General features: G+C 68.4%; 24 protein-coding genes and 1 pseudogene. 17 read left to right on the plus strand and 8 right to left on the minus strand.

The window, feature by feature from the left end; genetic code table 11:
• The first annotated feature begins 26 nt into the window (after positions 1-26).
• From ABD810_RS00465 to ABD810_RS00490, 6 genes and pseudogenes are all read left to right on the plus strand, one after another.
• On the plus strand, positions 27-1139 hold the full coding sequence (locus tag ABD810_RS00465) for a DNRLRE domain-containing protein (protein ID WP_344932777.1): 1113 nt from the start codon (positions 27-29) through the stop codon (positions 1137-1139).
• Positions 1037-2797: an RHS repeat domain-containing protein gene (locus tag ABD810_RS00470; protein WP_344932779.1), complete on the plus strand. Its 1761-nt coding sequence runs from the start codon at positions 1037-1039 to the stop codon at positions 2795-2797. Before ABD810_RS00465 ends, ABD810_RS00470 begins: the two co-directional genes overlap by 103 nt.
• 9 nt (positions 2798-2806) lie before the next feature.
• Positions 2807-3205, plus strand: coding sequence for an RHS repeat domain-containing protein (locus ABD810_RS00475; RefSeq protein ID WP_344932781.1), 399 nt, complete (start codon positions 2807-2809; stop codon positions 3203-3205).
• The gene (locus tag ABD810_RS00480) at positions 3202-4059 is read left to right on the plus strand and encodes an RHS repeat-associated core domain-containing protein (protein ID WP_344932783.1); all 858 of its coding nucleotides are present in this window, start codon (positions 3202-3204) and stop codon (positions 4057-4059) included. Before ABD810_RS00475 ends, ABD810_RS00480 begins: the two co-directional genes overlap by 4 nt.
• A gap of 237 nt (positions 4060-4296) precedes the next feature.
• Positions 4297-4488, plus strand: a complete 192-nt coding sequence (locus ABD810_RS00485; RefSeq protein ID WP_344932785.1) for a hypothetical protein — start codon at positions 4297-4299, stop codon at positions 4486-4488.
• Positions 4489-4625: 137 nt separating this feature from the next.
• Positions 4626-5651, plus strand: a pseudogene (locus ABD810_RS00490) (IS256 family transposase); the annotation flags it as partial.
• A 39-nt stretch (positions 5652-5690) separates the two neighbouring features.
• On the opposite strand, the gene ABD810_RS00495 reads toward ABD810_RS00490, so the two are convergent.
• Positions 5691-6644, minus strand: a complete 954-nt coding sequence (locus tag ABD810_RS00495; protein WP_344932788.1) for a MerR family transcriptional regulator — start codon at positions 6642-6644, stop codon at positions 5691-5693.
• Positions 6645-7167: 523 nt separating this feature from the next.
• On the opposite strand from ABD810_RS00495, the gene ABD810_RS00500 reads away from it, so the two are divergent.
• Positions 7168-7356, plus strand: a complete 189-nt coding sequence (locus ABD810_RS00500; RefSeq protein ID WP_344932790.1) for a hypothetical protein — start codon at positions 7168-7170, stop codon at positions 7354-7356.
• A gap of 42 nt (positions 7357-7398) precedes the next feature.
• Positions 7399-8127: a hypothetical protein gene (locus ABD810_RS00505; RefSeq protein WP_344932793.1), complete on the plus strand. Its 729-nt coding sequence runs from the start codon at positions 7399-7401 to the stop codon at positions 8125-8127.
• 881 nt (positions 8128-9008) lie between these two features.
• On the opposite strand, the gene ABD810_RS00510 is transcribed toward ABD810_RS00505, so the two are convergent.
• A complete protein-coding gene (locus tag ABD810_RS00510; RefSeq protein ID WP_344932795.1) occupies positions 9009-9368 on the minus strand; it encodes a hypothetical protein in 360 nt (119 codons plus the stop codon).
• 14 nt (positions 9369-9382) lie between these two features.
• On the opposite strand from ABD810_RS00510, the gene ABD810_RS00515 reads away from it, so the two are divergent.
• Together ABD810_RS00515 and ABD810_RS00520 are read left to right on the plus strand one after the other, a co-directional pair.
• The gene (locus ABD810_RS00515; RefSeq protein WP_344932797.1) at positions 9383-9640 is read left to right on the plus strand and encodes a hypothetical protein; all 258 of its coding nucleotides are present in this window, start codon (positions 9383-9385) and stop codon (positions 9638-9640) included.
• A 46-nt stretch (positions 9641-9686) separates the two neighbouring features.
• Positions 9687-10028 (plus strand): hypothetical protein, encoded by a 342-nt coding sequence (locus ABD810_RS00520; protein ID WP_344932799.1) that lies wholly within the window; start codon positions 9687-9689, stop codon positions 10026-10028.
• On the opposite strand, the gene ABD810_RS00525 is transcribed toward ABD810_RS00520, so the two are convergent.
• Positions 9961-11091 carry an aminotransferase class V-fold PLP-dependent enzyme gene (locus ABD810_RS00525; protein ID WP_344932801.1) on the minus strand — a complete coding sequence of 377 codons (1131 nt, stop codon included), beginning with the start codon at positions 11089-11091 and terminating at the stop codon, positions 9961-9963. The two genes, ABD810_RS00520 and ABD810_RS00525, sit on opposite strands and share 68 nt — an antisense overlap.
• A gap of 968 nt (positions 11092-12059) precedes the next feature.
• On the opposite strand from ABD810_RS00525, the gene ABD810_RS00530 reads away from it, so the two are divergent.
• Together ABD810_RS00530 and ABD810_RS00535 are read left to right on the plus strand one after the other, a co-directional pair.
• On the plus strand, positions 12060-13145 hold the full coding sequence (locus ABD810_RS00530; RefSeq protein ID WP_344932803.1) for a PLP-dependent cysteine synthase family protein: 1086 nt from the start codon (positions 12060-12062) through the stop codon (positions 13143-13145).
• A complete protein-coding gene (locus ABD810_RS00535; protein ID WP_344932805.1) occupies positions 13142-14410 on the plus strand; it encodes an MFS transporter in 1269 nt (422 codons plus the stop codon). The genes ABD810_RS00530 and ABD810_RS00535 overlap by 4 nt, the downstream gene beginning before the upstream one ends.
• A gap of 182 nt (positions 14411-14592) precedes the next feature.
• Here ABD810_RS00535 and ABD810_RS00540 read toward each other — a convergent pair whose 3' ends face one another.
• Positions 14593-15972, minus strand: coding sequence for an FAD-dependent oxidoreductase (locus ABD810_RS00540; protein WP_344932807.1), 1380 nt, complete (start codon positions 15970-15972; stop codon positions 14593-14595).
• Between the two features lie 487 nt (positions 15973-16459).
• Here ABD810_RS00540 and ABD810_RS00545 point away from each other — a divergent pair, with 487 nt between their 5' ends.
• From ABD810_RS00545 to ABD810_RS00560, 4 genes are all read left to right on the plus strand, one after another.
• Complete coding sequence (locus ABD810_RS00545) at positions 16460-16768, plus strand: MiAMP1 family antimicrobial peptide (protein ID WP_344932809.1); 309 nt, start codon at positions 16460-16462, stop codon at positions 16766-16768.
• A 648-nt stretch (positions 16769-17416) separates the two neighbouring features.
• On the plus strand, positions 17417-18943 hold the full coding sequence (locus ABD810_RS00550; protein ID WP_344932811.1) for a beta propeller lectin: 1527 nt from the start codon (positions 17417-17419) through the stop codon (positions 18941-18943).
• Between the two features lie 193 nt (positions 18944-19136).
• Positions 19137-20294: an alkaline phosphatase PhoX gene (locus ABD810_RS00555; RefSeq protein WP_344932813.1), complete on the plus strand. Its 1158-nt coding sequence runs from the start codon at positions 19137-19139 to the stop codon at positions 20292-20294.
• A gap of 47 nt (positions 20295-20341) precedes the next feature.
• Positions 20342-21196 carry an SGNH/GDSL hydrolase family protein gene (locus tag ABD810_RS00560; protein ID WP_344932815.1) on the plus strand — a complete coding sequence of 285 codons (855 nt, stop codon included), beginning with the start codon at positions 20342-20344 and terminating at the stop codon, positions 21194-21196.
• 29 nt (positions 21197-21225) lie between these two features.
• On the opposite strand, the gene ABD810_RS00565 is transcribed toward ABD810_RS00560, so the two are convergent.
• The 3 genes from ABD810_RS00565 to ABD810_RS00575 all read right to left on the minus strand — a co-directional run bounded on the left by ABD810_RS00565 (position 21226) and on the right by ABD810_RS00575 (position 24074).
• Positions 21226-22440, minus strand: a complete 1215-nt coding sequence (locus ABD810_RS00565; RefSeq protein ID WP_344932818.1) for a PucR family transcriptional regulator — start codon at positions 22438-22440, stop codon at positions 21226-21228.
• A gap of 129 nt (positions 22441-22569) precedes the next feature.
• On the minus strand, positions 22570-23613 hold the full coding sequence (locus tag ABD810_RS00570; RefSeq protein WP_344932820.1) for an endo-1,4-beta-xylanase: 1044 nt from the start codon (positions 23611-23613) through the stop codon (positions 22570-22572).
• Positions 23614-23822: 209 nt separating this feature from the next.
• Positions 23823-24074 (minus strand): hypothetical protein, encoded by a 252-nt coding sequence (locus ABD810_RS00575; protein ID WP_344932824.1) that lies wholly within the window; start codon positions 24072-24074, stop codon positions 23823-23825.
• Positions 24075-24351: 277 nt separating this feature from the next.
• Between ABD810_RS00575 and ABD810_RS00580 the strand changes: the two genes are divergently transcribed.
• Entirely contained in the window at positions 24352-24726 is a 375-nt protein-coding gene (locus tag ABD810_RS00580) for an MmcQ/YjbR family DNA-binding protein (RefSeq protein ID WP_344932826.1), read from the plus strand.
• Here ABD810_RS00580 and ABD810_RS00585 read toward each other — a convergent pair.
• Positions 24723-25205, minus strand: coding sequence for a sarcosine oxidase subunit gamma (locus ABD810_RS00585; RefSeq protein WP_344932828.1), 483 nt, complete (start codon positions 25203-25205; stop codon positions 24723-24725). The two genes, ABD810_RS00580 and ABD810_RS00585, sit on opposite strands and share 4 nt — an antisense overlap.
• Positions 25206-25245: the final 40 nt, after the last annotated feature.

Genomic DNA, 25245 nt, shown 5'->3' on the forward strand with positions numbered 1-25245 from the left:
GGTCAGTCGGCGAGTGCCGCCCCGAAGTGTGTGGCGTTGAGCTGCGGAACATCGATCCCATAGCCCTCAGTCCGTCGTGTTCGTTGCTTCGTGGGCTGCTTCACAGTCGCAGTCTCCGTCGTGGCCGGGTTCAAGCCGGCAGAAGAACCAGTAGGGCAGGCCCGTCAGGTGGGGCGGGTGGAAGTGCCGGTCACAGTAGGTTTCACTCGAAGGCCGGCACCGAGGCCACCGGCGACAAGGACCGCGCCTACCTGCGGTTCAACACCACCGGCCTGCCCTCGGTCGTCACCGCCGCCCAGCTCGTGCTTCGCAACGTGGACGCCCCCTCCTGCGGCCCCACCGTGGGAGCGGGCATCCAGGTCCGGCAGGTGACCAGCGCCTGGGACGGCTCGCTCATCGACTGGTCCCCCCAGCCGACCAACACCACCACCAATGCCGTCACCAGCACCGAGGGCTCCCAGGCCGGGGTGTGCGGCAGCGGGTACATGAAGTGGAACGTCACCGGCATCGTCCAGGCGTGGGCTGGCGGCGCCGCCAACCACGGCCTGGTTCTGCGCGCCGCCTCGGAGACCGCGACCGCGAACTACCGCGTGTTCACCTCCTCCGACGAGACGATCGAGTTTAACTCCCCGCCCAAGCTGGCGATCACCTACACCACCCCGCCCACCCTCGGCGCCCTGTCGGTCTCGCCGTCGGCCGGATCTCAGACCTCCTCGCTCACCCCGAGCCTGAAGGCGCAGCTCAACGACGCCGACGGCGGCGTGCTCACCGGCGAGTTCCAGGTCGAGCACGACCCGGCCGTCCCGGCCCAGGGCACCGGATTGATCTGGTCCGGCTCGGCCACCGGCGTGCAGGCCGGGACGACCGGCTCGGTGACCATCCCGGCGAGCACCCTGACCGATGGGTGGAAGGTGCGGTGGCGAGCCCGCGCCTACGACGGCACCACCTACTCCGCCTGGTCGGGCTGGCAGTCCCTGGCCGTGGACGCCACCGCCCCCCCACGCCTACCGTTACCTGCGCCTCCTACGCCTCCGGTGTGTGGTCGGCCAAGGGCACCCCGATCTCCGCCTGGCCCCAGACCCGCGCCAACACCAGCCAGCCCTTCGCGGACCTGGTCTGGGACGTGGCCGCCACCATGACCGCCGCCTCCCGCGGCGATGGCCCCCTACAGCTACGGGCCTGCTTCACGACGGGCACGGTGGAGAACCGCTCCGACCCGGTGACCATCACCTTGGAGGCCACCGCCTCCTACGCCTCCTACGCCACCTCGCAGCTCGGCCCCGGAACCGTGTCCTTGCTCACCGGCGACTACTCGGTCAGCGCCACCGACGTCAACGCCTTCGGGCTGTCGGTCGGCCGTGGTCTCACCACCCTGGCGCCCGCGACGGCTTCCGGCGCCAACGGGGTGTTCGGCCCCGGCTGGTCCGCCTCCTTCCCGGGCAGCGCCTCGACGGTGTCCGGCATGACCTTCGAGGACCACTCCGCGCAGGGGTATGTGGTGTTCACCGGTGCGGACGGTTCCCAGTTGAACTACTCAGTCCAGGCCGGCGGCACGTTCACCGGGGTCAGTGACACCAGCGACGGGTCCAGGGTGGTCAAGGACTCGGCCACACAGTTCACCCACACCGATACAGAGGGCGTCAATACCGTCTTCACCCTGGCGGGCGGCAAGTGGGGCGTCAGCTCCATCGACGAACCCGGCAGCGAAAACACCACGGCCTACACGCGCGACGGCCAGGGCCGCGTCACCCGGATCCTTGCCCCCGTCCCCTCCGGCGTCACCTGCACCACGATGGTCGTCGGCTGCCGGGCCTTGGACATCAGCTACGCCACGGCCACCACCGCAACGGGTGTCGCGTCCGGCTGGGGCGACTACGCCGGCCAGGTGAAGTTGATCGCATATACGGCCTACGACCCCGCCACCTCGGCGATGAAGACGGCGACCGTCGCAAGCTACTCCTACGACTCCACGGGACACCTGCGCACCGCGACCGACCCGCGCGTCACCCTGACCACCACCTACGACTACAACGGCCAGGGCAGGATCTCGCAGCTGACCCCGCCCGGCCTCAACCCGTGGCGCATGGAGTACGACACCTCTGGCCGCCTGGCGCACGTTCAGCGAGAAGCGGGGGCGAACGACCTCACCCAGGCAGTCGTTTACGGTGTCCCCACCACCTCTCCGATCGACCTGACCGGTGGCACCACCATCTGGGAGCTCACCCCCGGCAACCGCCTCCAGGCACGGACCCCCACGGCCGACATCGACCCCTACGTCCGCGGGCTCACCAACTCGGCCGCACGCGCCGACCTGCTGGCCGCCACCGCGACCTACAACGAGGACGGTGATCTGCTGGCCCAGGAGGGGCCGGTACACCAGGTGAAGCTGGCTTCCGGAGCCGTCGTCTCGGCGCGACAGCGGACCGGCAACACCTACGACGAGGGCAAACTCGACCCGAACATCGCCTACCACCTGGTGACCACCACCACGGTGCAGCCTTTGGTGGTCGACGGCACCGCCACTCCGGGCACTGCCGACACCCGGACGACCAAGGCCGGCTACAACCCGATCGTGTCCGGCGACACCTCCGGCTGGGATCTGTTCACCCCCACCACCCAGACCACGGTCATGCCCGGCGGCACCGACATCGTCAAGCGCACCCGCTACGACGCGGCGGGCCGCGAGATCGAACGCCGCATGCCCGCCTCCAACGGATCCGATGCCGGCACCACCATCACCAGTTACTTCACGGCCGGAACCCATCCATCGGTGTCCGCCTGCGGCAACAAACCGTAATGGGCCACCTTGCCCTGCCGTACCGCCCCCGCCGCCCAGCCCGGCGGCCAGACCATCCCCACCACCACGGTCACCTACGGGTACTACGGACAACAGACCACCAGCACCGAAATCTCAGGCTCGGCGACCCGCACCCTCACCCTCACCTACGACAGCGCCGACCGCCAGGCCACTCGGGTGATCACGGCCAACCCTTCTTCCGCCGTTCCCGACGTCACCTTCGCTTACAACTCCTCCACAGGACTTCCGACCACGACCAGTGCCGGCGGCGCCACGGTCACCACCGGCTACGACGCCCTGGGCCGTGTCACCACGATCACCGACGCCGACGGCAACTCCTCGGTCACCACCTACACCAGCACACCCGCGAATTCACCCTGGACCCGCTCGGCCGTATCCGCACCATGACCAGCAGCGGCGGTATCGCATCCGGCACGATGGTGAACCACTACGCCTCGACGGCGGATTCACCCGCCTGGATCGCCGAGATCAACGGCACCTGGACCCGTAACATCACCGGCTTCACCGGCCTGGCGGCCACCCAGTCCAGCGACGGCACCGTCACCTTCCAGCTCGCCAACCTTCACGGCGACGTCGTCGCCACCGCGAGCAACAGCGCGACCGCCACTGGAATCACCTCGTATTTCGAGCAGACCGAGTACGGCGTGCCACGCGCCGACAACATCACGAAACCGAGCAGGTACGGCTGGCTCGGCAACGCCCAGCGTTCCACCGACTCGCTGGCCGACATAACCCTTATGGGCGTCCGCCTATACAACTCGATCACCGGCAGGTTCCTTCAGGTCGATCCGATCCCCGGAGCCAGCGCCAACGCCTACGACTACTGCAACGCCGACCCCATCAACTGCTATGACCTCGACGGCCGCGCACCATGGTGGGTGGCACTCGCCGCCGCCACCGCCGCGGGCGTGGCGAGCTGGGTCGCCTGCAGTGCTGTTCCCTTCCTCCGAGCACTTGGTCCTACCTGCGATGTCATCGCCGGTGGCGTGGGAGGAGCCGTCTATGAATGGGTGGCCAACGGATGGAACTGGAAAAAGGTCATCGCTTTCGCCGTCGGGGCGGTCGGTGGTTTCGTGCCCGGAATGAGGACGTTACTCCCCAAGGCATTGAAATCGATTGTCAGCTTCCTCAGCCGTAACAGAGCCAGGTTCGCGAAGGTGATCAGTTTCCTGACCTACCTGGCCGCTCAATGGGCGCTCACCGAGTCGTACATTCGCGCACAGCAAAGGAAGCGAAGGTAGGCACCTCGGATTGCATGCAGGCGTGGGGAGTCCGGAACGAAGGGTCCCCACGCCTGCTCTCCAGCCGTCTGGCCGGTTCATCGGGAAACCGGCCGACACCTCACCACAGCCGTCGCCTACGGTGCTCCGATCGCCGGCCCGCCGACCCAGCCGTACAGCCGGCTTCGGCCGACCTGGCGGGCCTGCGGGGCATACGATGTGAGAATGCGCTCGACTCTCCAGCGGAAAGGAACGCCTTTGAATCCGGGCAAGCGAAGGAAGCTCCTGGTCGAGGTAGTTATCATAGCCTTATGTTATGCGGTGGTATTCGCCGTCGCCGTGATGTTGCTCGACATTAAGGCCGCGATCGCGATTGCGATCGTATTGGCCGTCGTGCTGGGGCTTTCGCGTGACAGGAACTGGTACGAGAAGCGCCGGAGGGCCGACTGACCATTAAAGGTCCTGCAACGGGCAGCGAGCGGGGCGCCCACAGAATGCCACCATCCGGGTGCGGAGATATGGCGGGTTCGTCGAGGAGGGCAGCGGTCGTCATGGTGATCCCATTGTTTCAGTCGGGACTCTCTGAACAGGCGCCGCGGGTGAACGACAAGCGCGTCGACGAGGCCACCGGCGAGCGCAAGCGGTTCTCGTCCGCGATCCTGCCGCCGTGGTGCCGCAAGTCGCCGAAGATCAGCGAGGTGCTGCCGCTGCTCTACCTGCACGGCCTGTCCTCCGGCGACTTCGTGCCGGCTCTGGAGCAATTCCTCGGCTCCTCCGCCGGGCTCTCCCCGGCGACGGTCACCCGGCTGACCCAGCAGTGGCAGGCCGACCACGCCGCCTTCATGGACCGCGACCTGTCTGACGTCGACTACGTGTACGTGTGGGCCGACGGCATCCACCTCAACGTCCGCCTGGAGGAGGCCAAAGCCTGCGTCCTCGTGCTCATCGGGGTCCGCGCCGACGGCTCCAAGGAGCTGGTCGCGCTAAAGGACGGCTACCGCGAATCCGGTGAGTCGTGGGCTGATCTGATGCGCGACTGCGCCCGCCGGGGCATGCGCGCCCCGGTGCTCGCGGTCGGGGACGGCGCCCTAGGCTTCTGGAAGGCCCTGGCCGAGGTGTTCCCCGAAACCCGTGAGGAGAGGTGCTGGGTTCACAAGACAGCCAATGTCCTCGACTCCATGCCGAAGTCCGCGCAGCCGGGCGCGAAGAAGGCCATCCAGGACATCTACAACGCCGAGGACCGCGACCACGCGGCACAGGCGATCAAAACCTTCGCCAAGCTCTACGGCGCGAAGTTCCCCAAGGCCGTCAAGAAGATCACCGACGACCAGGACCAACTGCTGGCGTTCTACGACTTCCCGGCCGAGCACTGGATCCACCTGCGGACCACGAACCCCATCGAATCGACCTTTTCCACCGTCCGGCTGCGGACCAAGGTCACCCGCGGTGCCGGCTCCCGCACCGCTGCCCTGGCCATGGTCTTCAAACTCGTCGAGTCCGCCCAACAGCGGTGGCGCGCGGTGAACGCACCCCACCTCGTCGCCCTCGTCCGCACCGGAGCCCGCTTCGAGGCCGGCCGCCTTGTCGAACGCCCCGAGACCCTCGCGGCCTGATCAAAGCCGCGAGGACCGGGCTGGCCGCCAGGCGCGGGACTACTCCACGCGGGACTGCTGCCCAGTGCGGGCGCGCAAGGCTTGTGCGAACCACGTGAACACCGGCGCCAGGCTGGGCGGGACGGGCCATCCGTTGATCACGGCCAGCAGGTGCCAGTAGCGTTCCGCGCGGGGGTCGCCGGCGATCTCCAGGCGGGTCAGCAGCCATTGGCGCAAGTTGGCGTCGTCGGCGCGGCTGAAGGTCTGCGCGTAGCGGGCGGTGAGGGCGTCGATGATCGGTGCGGCCTCGGCCGAGGCCGCACCGATGCCGGCATCGAGCGCGCGGCCGACGCTGTCCCGAACGGTCTCGGTGAGATCGTGGTGCAAGCCGGTGCGGTCGCCTCGGGCGCGCTCGGCCGCCTGGTACTCCGCCATGCGGCGCACGGCGGCGCGGAAGTCGGGATCCTGGGTGAGTTCGGCGAGTTCCACCCAGGCGTCGACCTGCTCGGGTTCGGGGTCGTCCGGCAGTTCGGGCATGGCCGAGCGCATCATGTCGACGAAGTCGGCGTTGGCGTCGAGCCCACCGAACGTGTCGTCGATGAAGTCGGTGATCAGGCGTCGGCGTTCGTCGTCGGAAAGCTTGGCGAGCTTGTGCATGAGGTCCATCTCCTCGGGGCTGGAGCCGCGTTTGGCCACCGCGCGCAGCACAGCGCGCCGCAGTCGCAGAGTGCGGATCTGCACCTCCAGGGCATCGGCGTGCGCGGCCGCGACCTCGGGCACCGAGACCTCCCGGTCCAGTACCTGCCGGATGACGGCAAGGTCGAGGCCCAGGTCACGCAGGGTGCGCACCAGATCCAGACGTGTGAGCGCGCCGATGTCGTAGAGCCGGTAGCCAGCCGGGCTGCGGTCTGTCGGCGGCACGATCCCGGTGTCGGAGTAGAACCGGATGGTCTTGACCGTCAGCCCGGTCCGCCGGGCCAGGTCACCGATCGTGAAGAGCGTGTCGCCGTCCATGCCCGCACTCTCGCGCCTCCCCCTACGGGAGACTCAACCCCAGTCTCCCCGCTGGGTCGCCAATCCACGGGTCTTGACAATTACTCTACCGGCGACACCGGGAAGCGCTGTTTGGCCAGCCGGAGCACTGCACATCTCGGCGGGCCGCTGGTACAACGCGAGCGTGTGCGGCTGCGCCCCGTCCTCCTCGTGCACCCAGCTGTGCGAGGTCCAGCTGGAGGGCCCGGTGTACGACGTCGTCGAGGTGGTCATCGACGGCCAGGCGCTGCCGGCCGCTGCCAGCCGCCACGTACCGGGGGGATGTGCCCGGCCTGCTCACCCGCGTCGACGGCGGCTGCTGGCCCGACTGCTCAGACATGACAGCGCCGTGCGGCGAGGCTGGGGCGTTCTGTGTCACCTACCGGACCGGGCTTGTTTTGGATGAGGACGCGATCGCCGCCGTCAGCGAGCTGACCTGCCAGCTGGTACTCGCCTGCCTGCCGCCCGGGACGAAGGGCTGCGACACCTGCAGGCTGCCGGGAACGTGACCCGGGTCATCCGTCAGGGGGTGCAGGTCGACATCGCAGACCCGACGACGATCTTCTCTGAGGGCCGGACCGGACTCACCCTGGTCGACCTGTGGCTGTCCACGGTGAACCCGTACCGGTTGGAGTCGGCGTCGCGGGTGATGTCCCCCGACTACCAGTGGCCGAGGATGACCCAATGGCCCTGACCGTCCTCGGCGTGTACGACCTGGCGTCGGTGGTGCTGGCGTGTGTGCCAGGCGCTCGAGGACACCGCCGCCGCGGTGGATGGGCAGCCCGGCTGCCCGCGCCGGGTGTGCGTCACGCCGGGGGCGCCGGCCTGGGAGTGCGCCGACCCATGCACCGACGCCCAGGGCGGCGGGCAGCTCACCGTGCACGTCTACCGCCTCTACCCCTCCAACCAGCAGTTCCCGCAGGAAGACCGGACGGTGCGCGGCCTGGTCAACTGCGTGCCGCCGCCGACCACCGCTGCCGAGATGGTGGTCACCCTGCTGCGCTGCGTCCCAACGCTCGACGAGCGGGGCTGCCCGCTGGCGTGCGCCGAGTTGGAGGCGGCGGCGCGGGTGGCGTACGTGGACGCGGTAACGGTGTACAACGCGCTGATGTGCTGCCTGCCGCACACGGCCGGGCCGCGCGGCCGCCGGTTCGTCATGGCACCCAAAAGATCCTCGGCCCGCAGGGCGGGTGCGCCGGGGTGGAGCAGCGGGTCACCGTGGCGCTGCCCGGGTGCGCCCCCTGCCCGGGGGACGTGTCGTGAGCGTACGGGTCACCGTCCGGATCGACGAACGCGCGCTCAAGCGCCTGGCCTTGGACCCGGGCGAGGAGATCGGCCGCCAGGTGCACGCGCGCGTCGCGCAGACCAGGCGCTGAGCAAGGTGCTCCCGCCGGTCGACACGGGCACCCTGCGGTCACGGATCTTCATCGAGGGTCCGCGGCGGGGCGAGTCGACGACGGGGTAGGACATCGTCGCCGCAGTCGCCTACGCGATGTGGATCCACCGGGGGGAACGGGAGTACCGTCGCGGCACCGGCCGCATCGTGCGCGCCAAGGCGGGGGCGCGGCCGTTCCTGGCGGACGCTCTGCGGCAGATCTTTGGTTAGTCGAAGTGGTCCCAGCTGCTGGTAGTGCCTCGGCCAGATCGGCGTTCCGCTGCCGTGGGACTGGGAAGAATCTGTACGTGCGCGTCCTTCCGGCGACCTCTCTACAGAAGAAACTCTGAGATACCCACTTTTGGGGAGTTACCGACCCGGATGGGTGGCCACAAAAGTATGAACTAGCCACCACTAGGCACTTCTCGCGCGCCGCCCTAGTTTGAAGGCAACCTTTCGACGTGCTTTGCAGCTTGAACCGTCGCCGCGGCCGGTCCAAACCGCAAGCATGAAGGGAGGGGACCATGACCAAGGTGCCTTGCTCTGAGGTATCAGAACCGGATGAGCCGCTCTGGCTCCGCCTGCTCGCTCGGCTCTATGCCGAGACGCTCCGGGTGATCCTGGACTTCTTCACAGGATGACGGCCCTGGTACACGCTCTTGGGGAGCAGCCGCCAGGGCCGTGAAGAGAGGGCCTCCACGCTCGAACCCTTCAAGCTTGAGCGTGGGGGTCGTTCGTGTTCCTAGCGTGAGCGATTCAGAAGCGGTATGCAATTCCCGCCCGGAGTACATCCAACTGTCAGTCACCTGCTGAATGTGGCGGTCGAGTAAGGGTTGTGCATGAGCTAAGAGTGGTGGACAGAGTGGAGCGCGTAGGCTCCTGGCTGTGCCGCTGGTTGTGGGCCGGGCACCAGCATGAGGGTTAACGGGAGCGCCTGTGGCACGGCAGCAGTTCACGATCAACAAGGAGCCTCACGTCGCGGAGGTCGGCGACGATATCGAGCTGTTCTTCAAGCCCGAGGTGATGGGCGACGTGTACTTGGATGCGTGGGAGGGGCTGCAGGAGACGTACCGCAAGCTGGGCGTCGAGGAGGGCAACCTGCGGGGGTCTTCGGCGGAGACGTTGAAGACGGCCAGCACGGCGGTGCGGCGGTACATTGCCGGGTTCATGCTGCCGGAGTCGGCCAAACGGTACGCCTGGTGGGAGGTGCGCGACCCGGCCGCCACGGTGGTGTTCGAGTCGGGTGACCCCGATGAGGCGGCCCGGCACGCCGAGAAGGTGGGGACGCCAGGGTGGTCGACGTGGGGTTGCGGCTGCCCGACCGGATCCATCTGCAGTTGGTGCAGTGGCTGTCGGAGGTGTACGGCCAGCGCCCTATCATGTCGTCGTCCGCCTCTGCCACTCCATCGCCGACTGCTGGGGCTCGTGGGACGGGCAGCTCGCGCTCAGGGGCGTCGACCCCCGCTCGTGGACGTTCGGGCGCCTCCTGAACGCGGCCGAGCGCCTGCACGCACTGCCCCAGTTCGTCGTCACGCGCGGCGGGGAATACTGCTTCATGCCCGGACTGAGCGCCCTGCGCTGGCTCGGCGATCTCCGAGACTGAAGCACGGCCACGCTGCCGCCCTGGCACGACGACCAGGGGAGGTTATATGGACACGCTGCATCTGCTGTTCAAAGCGGTCACCGTGATCTTCATCGCGACCACCATGTTCGGCGCCGGACTCGGAGCCACGCTATCGGCATTGCGCGCCATCTTCGCCGATCTCCCGCTGCTCCTGCTGGCGCTGCTGGCCAACCTGTTAATCATCCCGCTGCTGGGCTGGGGCATCGCCGCGCTGTTCAGCCTGCCTGCGGCGTCATTCATAGCGCTGCTCCTGGTCGCGTCGTCGCCCGGCGGACCGTTCGGGGCGAAACTCGAGTGCGCTAGCGCAGAGCCGAAGGTAGCTCGCGCAAGGCACTGGCGAGCCGGTCGAGTTGGTCGGGTGTGGTGAACAGAGCAGGGGTGACCCGCACGCAGGCGCCGGCTGTCACTCCACTGCGCTGCACGGTGAAGATTCGGTGCCTTTCCAGCAGATGGTCGGCGATGGCGACGTTGTCGGCAGTGCGAGCCCGGCCGGCGAAACGGAACGCGGTGATCGCCCCGTACATGGCGGGCTCGTCGGGGGTGAGGATCTGCATGCCTTTGATGTCGCGCACTTGGTGGACCCAGCGGTCGCGTAGGAACCTCAGGCGGGCCTGTTTGTTGGCCGCGCCCAGCGCCTTGTGGAAGTCCAGGGCGGTGCCAACGGTGAGGATGGGAGCGACGTCCATGGTGCCCGAATGCACTCGCGAGCGGATGTCGCCGGCGGGGTAGGTCTCGTCGGCGAAGGCCATGTCAACGTCGGCCAAGCGGTGCTTTCTTATGTACACGAAGCCTGATCCCAGCGGTGCTCCCATCCATTTATGCAGGGAGAACACCGCGAAGTCGGTGTCGAGGTCATCGATACCGAAGTCGAGCTGGCCCCAGGAATGGGCGGCGTCGACGATCACGTCAACGCCCTTGTGGCGGGCCATCGCGAGGATCTCACGCACCGGCATGACGAGTCCGGTGCGGTTGTTCATGTGGCTGAGCAGCAACAGTTTCACCCGCGGGTGCTCCTCCAGCGCACGTTCGTAGGTGTCCAACACCGCCTGACACGTCGCCGGTTCGGGGATCGTGATCCGCTCGACGCGCGCACCGCGTCGGTCGGGCAGCCAGTTCATGGCGTACTGGGCGCTGTGATAGTCCAGGTCGGCGTACATGACGGCATCTCCCGGACGCAGACGGTTGTACCCGGCGATAAGGGCTTGCAGGGCCTCGGTACCACCGCGGGTCAGGGCGATGTCCTCAGTGGAGGCACCCAAGACCTGGGCGATGCGGTGCCGGATCTGGTCGGCCTGCGCCTTGTAGGTGGTGCGCAGCAGGCGGGAGTTGTTCTCGTTGAGCAGATCGACATTGCGGTGGTAGGCCTGGCGCACCGGCTCCGGCATGATCCCGTAATAACCGTTCTCCAGGTTGATGAACTCGCCGCTCACGTGGAATTGAGCCGCAACGGCCCCCCAGAAACGCTCGTCTCGCGCAAGCCGTTCGGGTGCTACACCGGCGGGCACGGCCGGTGGCTCGGGGGCGGTGGGACCTGCCGGGCGCCGGCTCCGTTGCGGGGAGCCGGCCAATGGGTTCGCCGCCAGTGCGCCCAGTCCTGTGACCATCGCTCGTCTGGACAGGACCATCGAAATCTCCACACGTATCAGCGGCCGGCACGGCATCCGGTAGACCCGACCCACCGGTGCGGATCCGGTTCCAGTCTCAGCGAGATGGCCTGTTAGTAGCGGCATTGGCGCGGCGTCGGCGTGGCGACTTTCCACCTCCGTCAGCCTCTTGCGGAATAGTCGCTGTTTCAGCGGGCGGAGGCGAAAATCCGTTTTGCGAAAGGCTGTGTATCGGCTGGGCGCGTCGTGTGATGGCCGCGGGCATCATCGGCGGGTGATGTTCGGGACATCAGTGAGGCTCTTCTGCCGACCGGCCGCATCGGGCGCCGGCCGGTTGCTGGTGAATGTGGTGCTCTTGGTCGCCATGATCGCCTCACTGGTGTTCACCCATGGCGGGGCCTGCGCCGCCGTGATCATGTCGGAGGCGGACGCCCACGCCATCCACACTGCCGCGTCGGCGCCTTGGGTGCTGACAGAGGCGGACTGCCATCACCATGACCTGCCACCAGGGCACCGGCACGGGACCGAGGAGGACTGCTCGGCGACCGGACCCTCCAGCGTGCACATGCCGGCCGCCGCCCAGGCGGCGTGCCCGGCCTTGGCCGAGTACCGCGGCATGCGCCTGCGACCGGTACCTGCGAACACTTTGACGCGCTCAATTCCCGATCCCACGAATATCTGCGTGATGCGTATATAGGCGGCTGCCGTACTCGTCACACCGTTGTTCACATCGGTGTGACGGTATGTCGCCATGCCTGCAAACTCCGCATCATCTCACTTTCGGGGATAGAAACGTGTCATCGCTAATAATCACCGCGCACCGGAGTGGCGTGCCCGCTTCGGCGAACTCGTCCCTTGGCTTGGCCGTGGGGAACACTCCGCTGACGTTCGTGCCGAATCCGGCCGCCCCGCGACAGGGGTTCTGGGCCAAGCTCGAAGGCTTCAACCCCGGCGGGATCAAAGACCGGCCGGCGCTGCACATGATCCGCAGAGCGCGAGCCCGCGGCGAGCTTCGGCCGGGCGCGACCATTGTGGAGTCGACCAGCGGCACGCTCGGTCTAGGGCTGGCCCTCGCCGGCATCATCTACTCTCACCCGGTCGTGCTCGTCGGCGATCCGGGCATGGAGCCCCTCATGCGGCGGCTGCTGGTCTCCTACGGCGCGCGCCTGGAGATCGTCCCCGAGCCTCACCCGACCGGCGGCTGGCAACAGTCCCGTCGCGAGCACGCCTGGCGCCTGCTCGCGGAGATACCCCATTCCTGGTGCCCGGACCAGTACAACAACCCGGACAACGTCGGCGCCTACGCCGGGCTGGCCCACGAGCTGCTCGGCCAGCTGCCGCACATCGACGCGCTGGTGTGCTCGGTGGGTACCGGCGGCCACAGCGCCGGGATCTCCACAGTGCTGCGCCAGCACTTTCCCCACCTGGACCTCGTCGGCGTCGACACCGTCGGCTCCACGATCTTCGGCCAGCCCGCCCGACCCCGCCTCATGCGAGGCTTGGGCTCCAGCATCCACCCACGCAACGTCGCCTACGAGAGCTTCAGTGAGGTGCACTGGGTCAACGCCGCAGAAGCCGTGTCGACCTGCCGGGCACTGGCCGCGGGGCACTACGTCTCGGGCGGTTGGAGCACCGGCGCGGTAGGACTGGTGGCGGGTTGGCTGGCCACCATCCGCCCCGCTGAGACCATCGTCGCGATCTTCCCCGACGGGCCGTGGCGTTACTGGGACACCATCTTCGATGACGGCTTCTGCCAGGCCAATGGCCTACTCGACGGACCACCGGCCGCCGAGCCCGACCAGCTCGTCACACCCACCGAGCGCGAGGTGACGCGCTGGACCCGCTGCACCAGGGTGAGCGACCCGCTGAGCGCGGCATGACGGACGTCGTGATCGGGACCTGGCGCCAGTTCCGCTCCTTCAGCCGTCCGATCCAGATACTTCAGATCAATCAAGTCGGTATCAACCTGGGCTTCTTCATGCTCATGCCGTACCTGGCGCAGCATCTGACCACGAAAGCCCACCTGGCGGTATGGACCGTCGGCCTGATCTTGGGGCTACGCAACGCCAGCCAGCAGGGACTGTTCCTGATCGGCGGCACTCTGGCCGACCGGCTCGGTTACAAGCCCTTGATCATGGCCGGATGCGCGCTGCGTACCGTCGGGTTCGCGTTGTTCGGCCTGTCGGACTCGCTGCCGGTTCTGCTCGTCGCCGCCATGCTGAGCGGTCTGGCGGGAGCGCTGTTCAATCCAGCCGCTCGCGCCTACCTCGCCCATGAGGCGGGGGACCGCAAGGTCGAGGCCTTCGCCGTGTTCAACGTCTTCTACCAAGTCGGCATCCTGGCCGGCCCGCTGGTCGGCGTCGCATTGCTCGGCTCCGGTTTCCGGACGGTCTGCCTGTCGGCGGCAGCGATCTTCGCCGTACTGGCGGTACTGCAATGGAGGTGCCTACCCGCCCGGCGCGGCGCGGAGGCAGACGCCGGCCGACCGGTTCTGCACGACTGGCGTGAGGCCTTCGCCAACCGTCCTTTCCTCGCCTTCGCCACCGCGATGATCGCCTCGTACGCCTTGTCCTATCAGATGTACCTCGGCCTGCCGCTGGAGGTGCAGCGCGTCACGGGCGGCGCGGACGGCGTGGTGATCATTTACGTGATCTCCGCCGTGATGGGGATCACCGGCCAGGTCTCGATCACAGCGTGGTGCTCGGCACGCTGGAGCCGCGGCCAGGCGATGGCCAAGGGGCTGGCGCTGATGGCGCTGGCATTCGTACCCCTGGCGATCGTGGCACCTCTTCACCTGCCGCCGGCACTCGCCCTTGTCCCGGTGGTCACCTGCACGCTCATGCTGACAGCCGGTACGCTCATCGCCTTTCCCTTCGAGATGGCCACGATCGCCGACATCGGCGGCGGCCGTCTGATCGGCACCTATTACGGGTTGTACAACCTGCTCGCGGGCGGTGGCATCCTGGCCGGGAACCTCGCCAGCGGTGCCGCGATCGACCTGGCCGTGAGCCGGCATCTTCCGAGCCTTCCCTGGCTGCTACTCGTGTGCGCCGGTCTGGGCTCCGCGTTGGCGATAACGCGCTTGGAGCGCACCGGGCGGCTCACGCCTGTCCTGCCCGCACTGTCAACCGCTCCGGCCGGATAATGCCGTGCGTCACAAGCCCCAGAGAGAAGGAGCCATCCCTGAGACCGCGCGGGACCCGGTTCTCGGCCCTGTGGCGGCTCAACCGGTGAGCCCGGCGTAGAGGTGGAGGGTGCGCCGGGGGATTCACGGCTCCCTGAGTTGAGCCGGGTCAGCCAGGGAGCCGGGTGGGCGCGCCGGCCGGATCAGGCAGCGCCGACGCCTGAGCGCTGTCGCGCCTCACCTACTGCAGGGTCGCGACGATCCACGCTGGTACCGCTGGTACCGCCGGAGCCGCCCGCACCGCCACCGCCACCGCCCCGGAACACGCGGAACAGACAGGCCGGTCGCAGGAGAGCCGACGGAGGATCGATGAGGTTGGCCACGCGCAGAAAGCGACGACCGAGCTCGACGTCGTGCTCGGCGGCGCGATGGAAGCGCTCCAAATAGGCGTTGATCATCCTGATCTTGGGTGTTCGCCGCCCGCGGACTCCAGCCAGCCGCAGGTCGCCGCTGACCACGATGTCCCACGGCCCGTCGATGACCCGGGCGATCGACCGGAACAGCTCACGCGCCGGACGTTCCCGACCGGCCCACTCACCCAGCCTCAACGCCTCCACCGCGGCCACGCTCATGCCCTGGCCGTAGATCGGATTGAAGGCGCACACCGCGTCGCCCACGACCGCCAGGCCGCGGGGAAAGCGGGACAGCCGCTCGTATCGCCGCCGCACGCTGGCCGGCGTGCGGTGGTGGCACCCCTCGTCGAGCGGCTCGGCCGAGGTGACCAGTTCGTGGATGTCGGGCGCGGGGAGGGACTTCGCGTAGGCGACGAAGCCCTCGTAGCCGGACGGTGGCGCGTCGCCGTACCCACCGATGGTGACGATCCATTGGTCACCCTCCATGGCCAGCGCCACCCCGGCGCGGGGGATCGCCCGGGTCGCGGCCATGATGACCACCGGGTCCCCGGCCAGGTCCTCGGCACGCCGGCGGAACACCCGAGTGGTGTAGGTCAGGTCGATCTCGACCCGTTCCTCTTCGGGCGCGGGGAAGCCGAGCCGTCCCAGCCAGGAGGGGGTGCGCGAGCCTCGGCCCGACGCGTCGACGACCAGGTCGGCGCTGATCGTCTCACCGGAGACGAGCCGGACACCGGTGACCCGGTCGCCGCTGCTGGTGAGGTCGAAGACCTGACTCCCGCCGGTCACCTCCACTCCGGGGAGCGCGGTGACTCGTCGCCGGATCTGGCCTTCCAAGAGCCGGCGGCTGACCAGGAGTCCCGGCATGCCGGCCTGCGCCGGGGCCAGGCGACGCCCTTCGTTGATCCACCGGCAGTCGGCCTGCAGGTCCCCGTCGAACGCCCCGCGACCCATCAGTTCGGCGGTAAGGCCGGGCAGCAGCAGTTCCATGACCTCCAGGCCCCGGGCCAGGAGGCCGTGGGCATGCCGGCTCTGCGCCGTGCCGCGGCGGTGGACGTCCTCCTCGGGCAACTCGTCCCTGTCCAGTACGGTGACCCGCTCCGCGGTCCTGCTGAGGGCGGCGGCGGCCAGCAAGCCGGAGATGCTGGCTCCGATGACAACGGCGTGCCTCATGGCCTGCCTCTCCGAGGAATGAGATGGAACGTCGGTTCCACGATGACGTGATCCTCGGCGGCCGCCGTACCCCTAACGTCCCAGATCGGCCCCTAAGTGATGAGCTGAGCTCATCGGACGATCACCACTCCAGAGGGCTCCGGACCTCCTCTCGGCCGCATGCGCGAGGCCCTCACAGATCACCGAACGGCCGTGGGCCCCCGCCATCGGCCTCTGCGCTATTCGTCAGGCAGCAGGTACCGCCACGAGATCACGAAGATCTCCCCCGAACCGGTCGTGAACAGTGACCGGCCGTACTCCTGCCCGGCAGGCACCGCCTTGGTGATCGCACTCACCGCGGCCCCCTCGAGGTCCTTGTGCCATTCCCGCACCTTCCCGGACGAGCTGGTTTCGACGAGCGGTCCACTCCACTGTGCGGCAGGTTTCGTTCACTGACAGTGACGGTATGCATACTCACGGTAAAGCAGAGCCCATCGAAAGGATCACCGTGAAGCGAATCGCCCTCGTCCCCGTCATCTCCGCCGCCATGGTCGTGGTCATGGGCGGTGCCGCCTACGCCTCGCAGTACGTGGCCTACGAGGGACCGGGCTTCACCGGCCGGTCGGTGGTCATCGACCGGTGCGGTCCGTCCAACATCCCCTTCCACGGGTCGTACAAGTGGTACGGCGACGGCCAGAGCGGCCGGATGTACAACCAGCCCGACACGCAGGGTGTGATGCATTTCGAGCTGCCATCCAACCGCCACGCGGAGCAGCGGACGCCCGTCGGCTGGAAGAGCATCTTCATCGTGTGCTGACGCCCTGAGGGCGACAGACGACCGCCCGCCCCGGTGGCGCGCGGCGTCCCACCGACCAGGGACGGAGCAGACACTCACCTAAGATCGTCCAACGACGACGGGAACCCGGTCCGGGAGCTTCATCCCGACCGGGTTCACAGGAGCACGCCACCGATCTCGTGGGCGACCTCAGGGTGCTTGAGGCACTCCTTTCGTACAGCGTCCGCGCGGTGTCGGAGCTCGGAGCGGTCGCCGTGATCGGATCGGCGACGATCTCCACTAGTGAATGCGGGGCGGTTCTGAACGGCTCCTCTAGTGAATGCAGGGCGGTTCTGAACGGCCGCAGGGCCTCGGCGAGCCGGTCCCTGTAGAAGCAGGTCGGCGACGACTTCTTGGTGCACGACGCTGTTCCCGCTCGGCTACCGCCCCGAACAACGCTCTAGAAATCAGGCCATATCGCACGTCTTGCGGTAGCGGATATCCAGGATAAATCGGTGCAATTAGCCCCGGGCGAGGACCGTAGCACGGGCGGTCACCCTTTGCCGTGGTGCGCCGGGCCGCTTTCCGAGCCGTCATTCCAACTAATTGAGTATGGCCCTACTCATGTACGCCGAGCGGTTCTCATTCCACCATGAGAGGTCGTACCGGCCCGAATGGCGGAGGCTGAGAATGCGGATCCCGAACTACCCCGAACACCTGATGCACGAGCACCACGCCTGGCACACCGCCCCGCCGAACGCGGGCGGACGCGTTCCCCGCGCGTTCAATCCCGGGGCGGGGGTCAATTTCCTGGACTTCCACCGGGACTACGTAGCCAAGGCCCTGGACTGGTACCGCACACAATCCGGTTTCACCCCGGCGACGGTCGCCCCCTGGAACGCCATCCCCGATGAGCTCAAACGATCCACCCTGGGCTGGAACGCCGCTTTGGCAGCGGACGAGAGCCGGCTGACCAACGATCTGGGGTCGTTCGGGTCCCTCGACGAGTTGGGCCGGTTCATCGAGTTCGGCGAATTCGGCGGCAACAACATCCACGGCTGGCTGCACAACGCCTCCGCCATCCATTTCGGCGAGCCGGACCTGGCCACCTTCGACTCACCGGTGAGCACGTACTTCTACCAGTTACACGGCCTGGTCGAACGCTGGCGCACTCGCTATTCCGGCCGCACCGGTTGGCACCAGCCCTTCCCGATCGCCCCACCAGGCCACGCCGCGTTCGGCGACCTGACGGCCGTCTCCCGGTTCCCCGAGCATCTGGACGTGTTCTGGATCGGCCCGGACGGCGGGGTGGGATCGAACTGGTGGGACCAGGCCGACGGCTGGCACCAGCCGTTCCCGATCGCCCCACCCGGTCACGCGATGGCGGGTGCCGTAACCGCCGTGTCCCGTTTCCGGGAGCATCTGGACGTGTTCTGGATCGGCCCCGACGGTGGCGTCGGCTCGAACTGGTGGAACCAATCCAGCGGCTGGCACCAGCCGTTCCCCATCGCCCCACCCCGTCACGCCGTGCCGGGCGCGATCACTGCGATCTCCCGCTTCCCCGAACATCTGGACGTGTTCTGGGTCGGCCCGGACGGCGGGGTGGGATCGAACTGGTGGGACCAGGCCGACGGCTGGCACCAGCCATTTCCCATCGCCCCACCCGGTCACGCCGTGCCGGGCGCGATAACCGCCGTCTCCCGTTTCCGGGAGCATCTGGATGTGTTCTGGGTCGGTCCGGACGGCGGGGTCGGCTCGAACTGGTGGGACCAGGCCGACGGCTGGCACCAGCCGTTCCCCATCGCCCCACCCGGTCACGCCGTGCCGGGCGCGATAACCGCCGTCTCCCGTTTCCGGGAGCATCTGGATGTGTTCTGGGTCGGTCCGGACGGCGGCGTCGGCTCGAACTGGTGGGACCAGGCCGACGGCTGGCACCAGCCGTTCCCCATCGCCCCACCCGGTCACGCCGTCCCCGGCGCCATAACCGCCGTCTCCCGCTTCCCCGAACATCTGGACGTGTTCTGGATCGGCCCGGACGGCGGCGTCGGCTCGAACTGGTGGAACCAATCCAGCGGCTGGCACCAGCCGTTCCCCATCGCCCCACCCCGTCACGCCGTCCCCGGCGCCATAACCGCCGTCTCCCGCTTCCCCGAACATCTGGACGTGTTCTGGATCGGCCCCGACGGCGGCGTCGGCTCGAACTGGTGGCGCGGTTAGCGGCACACCAGGGCCCCGCCCGGAAGGGCAGGTCAGCTGACGGGTAGCGGGTTGTGGTGGCTCACAGGGCGGGGCGGGGTTTGTGAGGCGTCACAGATTTGACTGTGCGGATTTACCGCGCCGTCCAGTTCCCAGAATGACCGGTGTGGCAGATCGTGTGTCTGCGAAACCAACTCCGGCCTATGGAGACGTGATGCGCCGCCGTACCTTTCTGAGGACAGTCTCCGCAGGTCTGGGAGCCGCCGCCTTCTCCGGTGCCGTCTGGCACGATGCCGTCGCGGCCACCTCGGCGAGAGCCGCTTCCGTGACGGCCGGCGAGAGCCCTTACGGGCCGTTGGGCGCGGCCGACGGCAACGGCGTCGCGTTGCCCGCCGGGTTCAGCAGTCGCGTCGTCGCCAGGTCGGGCCGGAGCGTGGGCGGCACGATCTGGCATCCGGCCCCCGACGGCGGCGCCTGCTTCGCCGACGGCAGCGGCTGGATCTACGTGTCCAACTCCGAGGTGCCCCTGGTAGGCGGCGCGTCGGCGATCAGGTTCGCGGCCGACGGCTCGATCGACCGGGCGTACCGGATCCTGAGCGGCACCAACCTCAACTGCGCGGGCGGGCGCACCCCGTGGAACACCTGGCTGTCATGCGAGGAGATCTTCCGCGGCAAGGTCTACGAGACCGACCCGTACGGCACGCGCGCGGCCCAGCAGCGCCCGGCCATGGGCAAGTTCAAGCACGAGGCCGCCGCCTGCGACCCCGACCGGGCGGCCATCTACCTGACCGAGGACGAGAGCGACGGCTGTTTCTACCGCTTCACCCCCAACGTCTGGGGCGACCTGTCCAGCGGCAGGCTGGACGTCCTGTGCGGCATCGGCGGCGACAGCGTCGAGTGGCGGCCCGTCCCCGACCCCACGCCGGGGGTCCTGGGGCGGCAGACCCGCCACCAGGTGTCCGCCGCCAGGCACTTCAACGGCGGCGAAGGCTGCTACTACGCCGGCGGGATCTGCTATTTCACCGCCAAGGGCGACCGCAAGGTCTGGGCCTACGACACCACCCGCCAGACGGTGACCTCCGTCTACGACGGCGGTGGCACGCTCGACGGCGTCGACAACATCACCGGCCTGCCGCCAGGAGATCTCTACGTGGCCGAGGACGGGGGCAACATGGAGATCAACATCATCACCTTCGACGGCGTCGTCGCCCCTGTCCTGCGGCTCGACGGCCAGAGCGGGTCGGAGATCACCGGACCCGCCTTCTCACCGGACGGCACCCGGCTGTACTTCTCCTCCCAGCGCGGCACCAGCGGCGAGTCGTTGGGCACCGGTGGCATCACCTACGAAGTGACCGGCCCGTTCCGCCGCTGACCGAAGACCCGGATTCCCCACCCCCCACCCCCGCCGAAGGAGTCCCCATGGTCAGACGGATCTTCACCATGCTCGCCGCGGCCGCCCTGGTCTTCGCGATCGTCCCCCGAGCGGAGGCCGCGCAGGGCGAGGTGTACGTGGCGCTCGGTGACTCGGCCGCCTCGGGTCCGCTCGTCCCTAACCAGGTCCTCCCCGACCTCGGCTGCTGGCGCTCCGACCACAACTACGCGCACCTGACCGCCAGGGCCATCGGCGCCGCCACCTTCCGCGACGTCACCTGCTCTGGCGCCGACACCACCGACATGTACCAGCCGCAGCGCACCGACCTCGGTACCCTGCCGCCGCAGCTCGACGCGCTCAGCCAGGACACCACGCTCGTCACCGTGCAGATCGGCGCCAACGACGTCGGCCTGACCGGTTTCATCGAGGACTGCCTGAACCTGCTGCCGCCCCCCGTCGGCGACGCGTGCAACGACGACTACATCGTCAACGGCCAGGACAGCTGGAGGGTGGAGACCGACGCGCTGCGTCCCCGGCTGACCACACTGGCCGCCGACATCCGCGCCCGTGCCCCGCAGGCCAGGATCTTCGTGGTCGGCTACGCCACCTACGCCCCGCCGAACGGGTGCTACCCGCGTGTCCCGATCATCAGGTCCGACGCCAACTACATCCGCGCGACCCTGCGGTACTTCAACCAAATGCTGGCCGAGCAGGCGGCCGCCGCCGGTGTCGGCTTCATCGACCTGCAGACCCCGAGTGCCGGCCACGACCCGTGCGCCGCCCCCGGCGTCCGCTGGATCGAGCCGTACATCCCGGCCGCTCCCGCCGCGCCGTTCCACCCGAACGCCCTCGGCATGCGCAACTTCGCCACCGTGGTCACGGCCGCGGTCTCCGGGGTCTGAGCGAAGCTCGTACGCGGGACCGCGCGGCGTCAGCGCCGGTGACCGAGCTGACGCCGCGCGGCCAGCGCCGCCCCGATGCGCTGGAGGTGCGCCGGGTCCATGGGGTCGAGGCCGGTGAGGCTCACGGCCCTGCGCAGCCGGTAGTCGACCGTGTTGGGGTGCACGTGCAGCACCTCGGCCGACCGCCGCCGGTCGAGCCCCGTGTCCAGGTACACCTTGAGCGTCCTGAGCAGGTCGGGGTTGTCCACGAGGGGGTCGAGCAGCCCGGCGAGCGCGGCCGTCGCCGGGCTCGACCGGGTGAGCTGGTATTCGAGGAGCACGTCGGCGAGCCGGTAGGCGCCCGGCGGCTGCTGGAAGATCTGCACCACCTCCAGCACCTCCTCGGCCAGCTTCGCCGCGGCGGGCACGTTCGCGGGCGGCGCGAACTCGGCGGCGGCCCACACCGGCACGCCCGCGGCCTTGCTCAACTCGGCGGTGATCTGCCCGGCCGCCCATTCATCGGGTGAGTCACCGCCGCCGCAAGGGACGAGCAGGAGCCCGCCCGTCGTGTCGAGCACCGACAGCACCGGATCCCCCGCCTGCCGTCGCAGCGCGGCCGCGATCCGGTGGAGCTTGCGCCGCCCGGCGATGAACCCTCCGGACTCGGCGGACTCCTCGTCGTCGTGCCTGCCGAGCGCGATCGCCATCACCAGGTAGCGCGGCGCCAGCCGTACTCCCGCCAGCGCCACCTGGTCGCCCGCGAGCAGCGCGGACACCGTCGCGTGCATCGCGTGCTGCTCGTGGCTGAGCATGCTCTCGCGCTCCTCCAGGTAGGCAGTGCACACCGCGCCCGTCACCGCCTCCGTGTAGACGAGGATGAGGCGGTTGGCGGCCAGGACGTCATCGAGGTCGGACGGCGTGGCGGTGGCGAACAGCTGCTCCGACACCACGCGGGCGCCGAAGTGGTAGGCGGCGAGCAGCGCCTCCAGCGGCACCCCTTCCTGGGCGCGGCGGGCCGCCGAGGAGCGCATCGGCGACAGGTCCGCTCCGGTGGGCGGGAGGCGGTCGCGGAACATCCGGCAGATCAGCCGCAGGTTGTGCACGGTGATCCGGGTGATGTCGCCGTCGAGCTCTTCCCTGGGCAGTCGCCGGTAGATCGGGATCTGCTCCGCGAAGCCCTGGACGAGCCGCCTGGCCAGCATTGCGGTCTGGCGTTCGAGCAACTCGTGCATCGGGCGACCGGCCACGATGAGGGCGTGCACCACGATCGAACACTGCCAAACCGGCCCCCTTTCCGCAATGAAAGGACCGCCTCGGCATGATCGGACGGCCGCACCGCGCCCGGCGGCCGTGTACCGGAGGAGGACACGGCCGCCGGGCTCGGGAGTGGCGGGTCACCTCTTGCGGACCGACAGCAGGGCGTTGTAGGCAGGCTTGGGGTTCAGGTTCTCGTCCATGATGCAGGCGGCGCCTTCACCGTCGAACCAGCCGGGCACCCAGGAGTGGCGGTCGGTGTAGCCCCAGACGGTGAACTCGACGCAGCGCCGGTCGGCGACGCAGGTGGACAGCATCCGCTTGTAGTAGTCGGCCTGGGTGGCCAGCTTCTCCGGCGTCACCGGCAGCACCATGCGCACGTCGGCCTCGGTGATCGCGGCCTCCAGGCCGAGATCGGTGAACTGGCGCATGACGTTGGGGAAGTCGGCCGGGTAGTCGTACTGGATGCCCAGGTGCCCCTGGAAGCCGATGCCGTCGATCGGCACCCTCTTGGCCTTGAGGTCCTTGACGATGTTCAGCGTGGTGTTGATCTTGTCGGTGTCCCACTCCAGGTTGTAGTCGTTGATGTAGAGCTTGGCGTGCGGGTCGGCCTGGTGCGCCCAGCGGAAGGCGTCGGCGATGTAACCGGGGCCGAGGTGGGTCAGCCAGATGGTCTGGCGCAGGTTGCCGTCGTCGTCCACCACCTCGTTGACCACATCCCAGGCGCGGATCTTGCCGCGGTACCGGCCGGCCTCGGTCATGATGTGGTCGCGCAGGATCTTGCGCAGTTCCTTGGCGTCGATGCTGCCGTCGGCGACGCCCTCGGTGAGCCAGGTGGGGAGCTGGTTGTGCCAGACGAGGGTGTGCCCGCGCACCTTCTGCCGGTTGCGCTGGGCGTTCCTGACCACCGCGTCGGCGGCCTCCCAGGTGTACACGCCCCGCTCGGCCTCGATCGACTCCCACTTCATCGCGTTCTCGCCGGTGATGTGGGTGAACTCGCGGTTGAGCACCGTGCGGTAGTCGGCCTCACCGGCGAGGGCGGTGACGTCGACGGCGGAGCCGATCCACACCCCGAGCTTGTGCGACAACTCGCGAAGGTTGTCGGGAGCCTTACCGGCGTGCGCCGGGAGCGGTATGGCCAGCGCGAGCACGATGGTGACCAGCCCCAGCAGGAGACGTTTCATGGTGCCTCACTTGTGTCCTCGATGACGGTCGTGTGGACCCCGATGACGGTCGCGACGCATGGTCGCTGAAACTTTCGGGATATCTCCGAGAGGTTTCGTGTCATGAAACGTAAATGTAACGAAGCCAGCAGTCAACGGTCCGAAAGCTTTCGGCAGTATCAACCCTGCTAATAGTGCCTTCGGCGAGGCTTCCTCGGTGCGGCCGAGGATCAGTGCCGGGAGGCGGCCTGTTCGAGCGCCTCGCCGCCTCGGAGGAGGCGCTCCTCCAGCTCGGTCTCGGCCGTCAGTCCCGCGGCGAGCGCGGCGAGCGTGGCCGCGCACCGCACGTTCGACAGACCGCGCTCCAGGACCTCGCGTGACAGGCTGTGGCGCCGCACGGCGTACCACCCGCCTCCGACCGCGTCGGAGACCAGCCAGTTTCGGCCGTATTTCGCCCTGAGCTCCGCAAGCGTCACCGCCATGGCCATACACCAAGGCTAGTGGACCATTCCGTTACCGTGCAATCACTGTCAGTAGCCGATCCTTCGATGGCCGATCCCACCGGGAGGGAGGCTTCGCGACGACCGCCCTTCCCGGCCTACGGGTCGAAGGGCACGAGCTGGTCACGCAAAGTGAACGGCTGCCGCTGGAGGGAGCGGCCGTACGGGATCCGAAGTGCTCCGGCCACAGCACAGGCGTCTCCCGGCGATCCCGCCGCAACCCGATGCCCAAGTCCGGCCAAGGCACCACAATCAGCTCATGAGCCAATGGCAGAAGACTCGTGAAGGGCTACGCGAGTTCGCCCTCACCCTCCCCGAGGCCTACGAGGACCACCCGTGGGGCGACACCGTCATCAAGGTCAACAAGAAGGTCTTCGTTTTTCTGGGGGTGGACGGGGAGAGCGAGAAGTGGAAGCCGGGCTTCTCGGTGAAGCTGCGCCAGTCCCACGGTCACGCGCTCAGCGTGCCCGGTGCGGCTCCCGCGGGTTACGGTCTCGGCAAGTCGGGATGGGTCAGGATCCTGTTCACCGACGACATGCCCGAGGCCGACGTGCTGTGTGACTGGGTGGAGGAGAGCTACCGCATCGTGGCTCCCAAACGCCTGGTCGCCCGGCTGGACGCCGCCGAGTCCTAGTAGTCGACCGCCGCGTCGGTGATCCAGTCGGCGAGGTACCGGGCGAAGGACGCGCGGACCAGCACCCAGAACTCGTCGTCCTCGCGGGCGACCAGCACGACGTTGGCGCGCGCCAGCATGGTCTGCGCGCAGCGGCCCGGACCGAACACCGAGGGGTGCAGGTCGAGGGCGCATCCGTGCGCCAGCAGGTCGCGTGCCCCCGGCCCGGCCACGAGCAGCGTCGTCCGCAGCGCCGACACATCGGTCACGGCCATCTCGGGGGACGGCGTGAGGCCGGGGTCTCCGATGGCCAGCCACTCATCGGGGCCGAGCCAGAGCACGTCCGCCTCGCCGGAGCGCAGCCAGGTCCCCGGCTCGACCGGCCACTGCGGCCCGAGCCGGCCGGGGTCGGCGCGGATGACGGTCTGCCTCAGGAACGGGATCTCCCGTACGCGTAGCCGGGCGTCCGTGATGCCGTCGAACCCGGCCAGCGGGCTCACCCGCCGATCCGCCGTGTCACTCGGCCGCCTCATCGGTTCC

It is taken from the genome of Sphaerisporangium flaviroseum (assembly GCF_039537005.1).
Classification (GTDB): Bacteria; Actinomycetota; Actinomycetes; order Streptosporangiales; family Streptosporangiaceae; genus Sphaerisporangium; species Sphaerisporangium flaviroseum.

Coding starts and splice junctions, on each gene's coding strand:
- ABD810_RS00480 (WP_344932783.1), top strand. CDS start 3,202: ATGACCAGCAGCGGCGGTATCGCATCCGGCACGATGGTGAACCACTAC.
- ABD810_RS00495 (WP_344932788.1), bottom strand. CDS start 6,644: ATGGACGGCGACACGCTCTTCACGATCGGTGACCTGGCCCGGCGGACC.
- ABD810_RS00510 (WP_344932795.1), bottom strand. CDS start 9,368: ATGGATCCGGTCGGGCAGCCGCAACCCCACGTCGACCACCCTGGCGTC.
- ABD810_RS00520 (WP_344932799.1), top strand. CDS start 9,687: ATGGACACGCTGCATCTGCTGTTCAAAGCGGTCACCGTGATCTTCATC.
- ABD810_RS00535 (WP_344932805.1), top strand. CDS start 13,142: ATGACGGACGTCGTGATCGGGACCTGGCGCCAGTTCCGCTCCTTCAGC.
- ABD810_RS00540 (WP_344932807.1), bottom strand. CDS start 15,972: ATGAGGCACGCCGTTGTCATCGGAGCCAGCATCTCCGGCTTGCTGGCC.
- ABD810_RS00550 (WP_344932811.1), top strand. CDS start 17,417: ATGCGGATCCCGAACTACCCCGAACACCTGATGCACGAGCACCACGCC.
- ABD810_RS00555 (WP_344932813.1), top strand. CDS start 19,137: ATGCGCCGCCGTACCTTTCTGAGGACAGTCTCCGCAGGTCTGGGAGCC.
- ABD810_RS00560 (WP_344932815.1), top strand. CDS start 20,342: ATGGTCAGACGGATCTTCACCATGCTCGCCGCGGCCGCCCTGGTCTTC.
- ABD810_RS00570 (WP_344932820.1), bottom strand. CDS start 23,613: ATGAAACGTCTCCTGCTGGGGCTGGTCACCATCGTGCTCGCGCTGGCC.
- ABD810_RS00575 (WP_344932824.1), bottom strand. CDS start 24,074: ATGGCGGTGACGCTTGCGGAGCTCAGGGCGAAATACGGCCGAAACTGG.
- ABD810_RS00580 (WP_344932826.1), top strand. CDS start 24,352: ATGAGCCAATGGCAGAAGACTCGTGAAGGGCTACGCGAGTTCGCCCTC.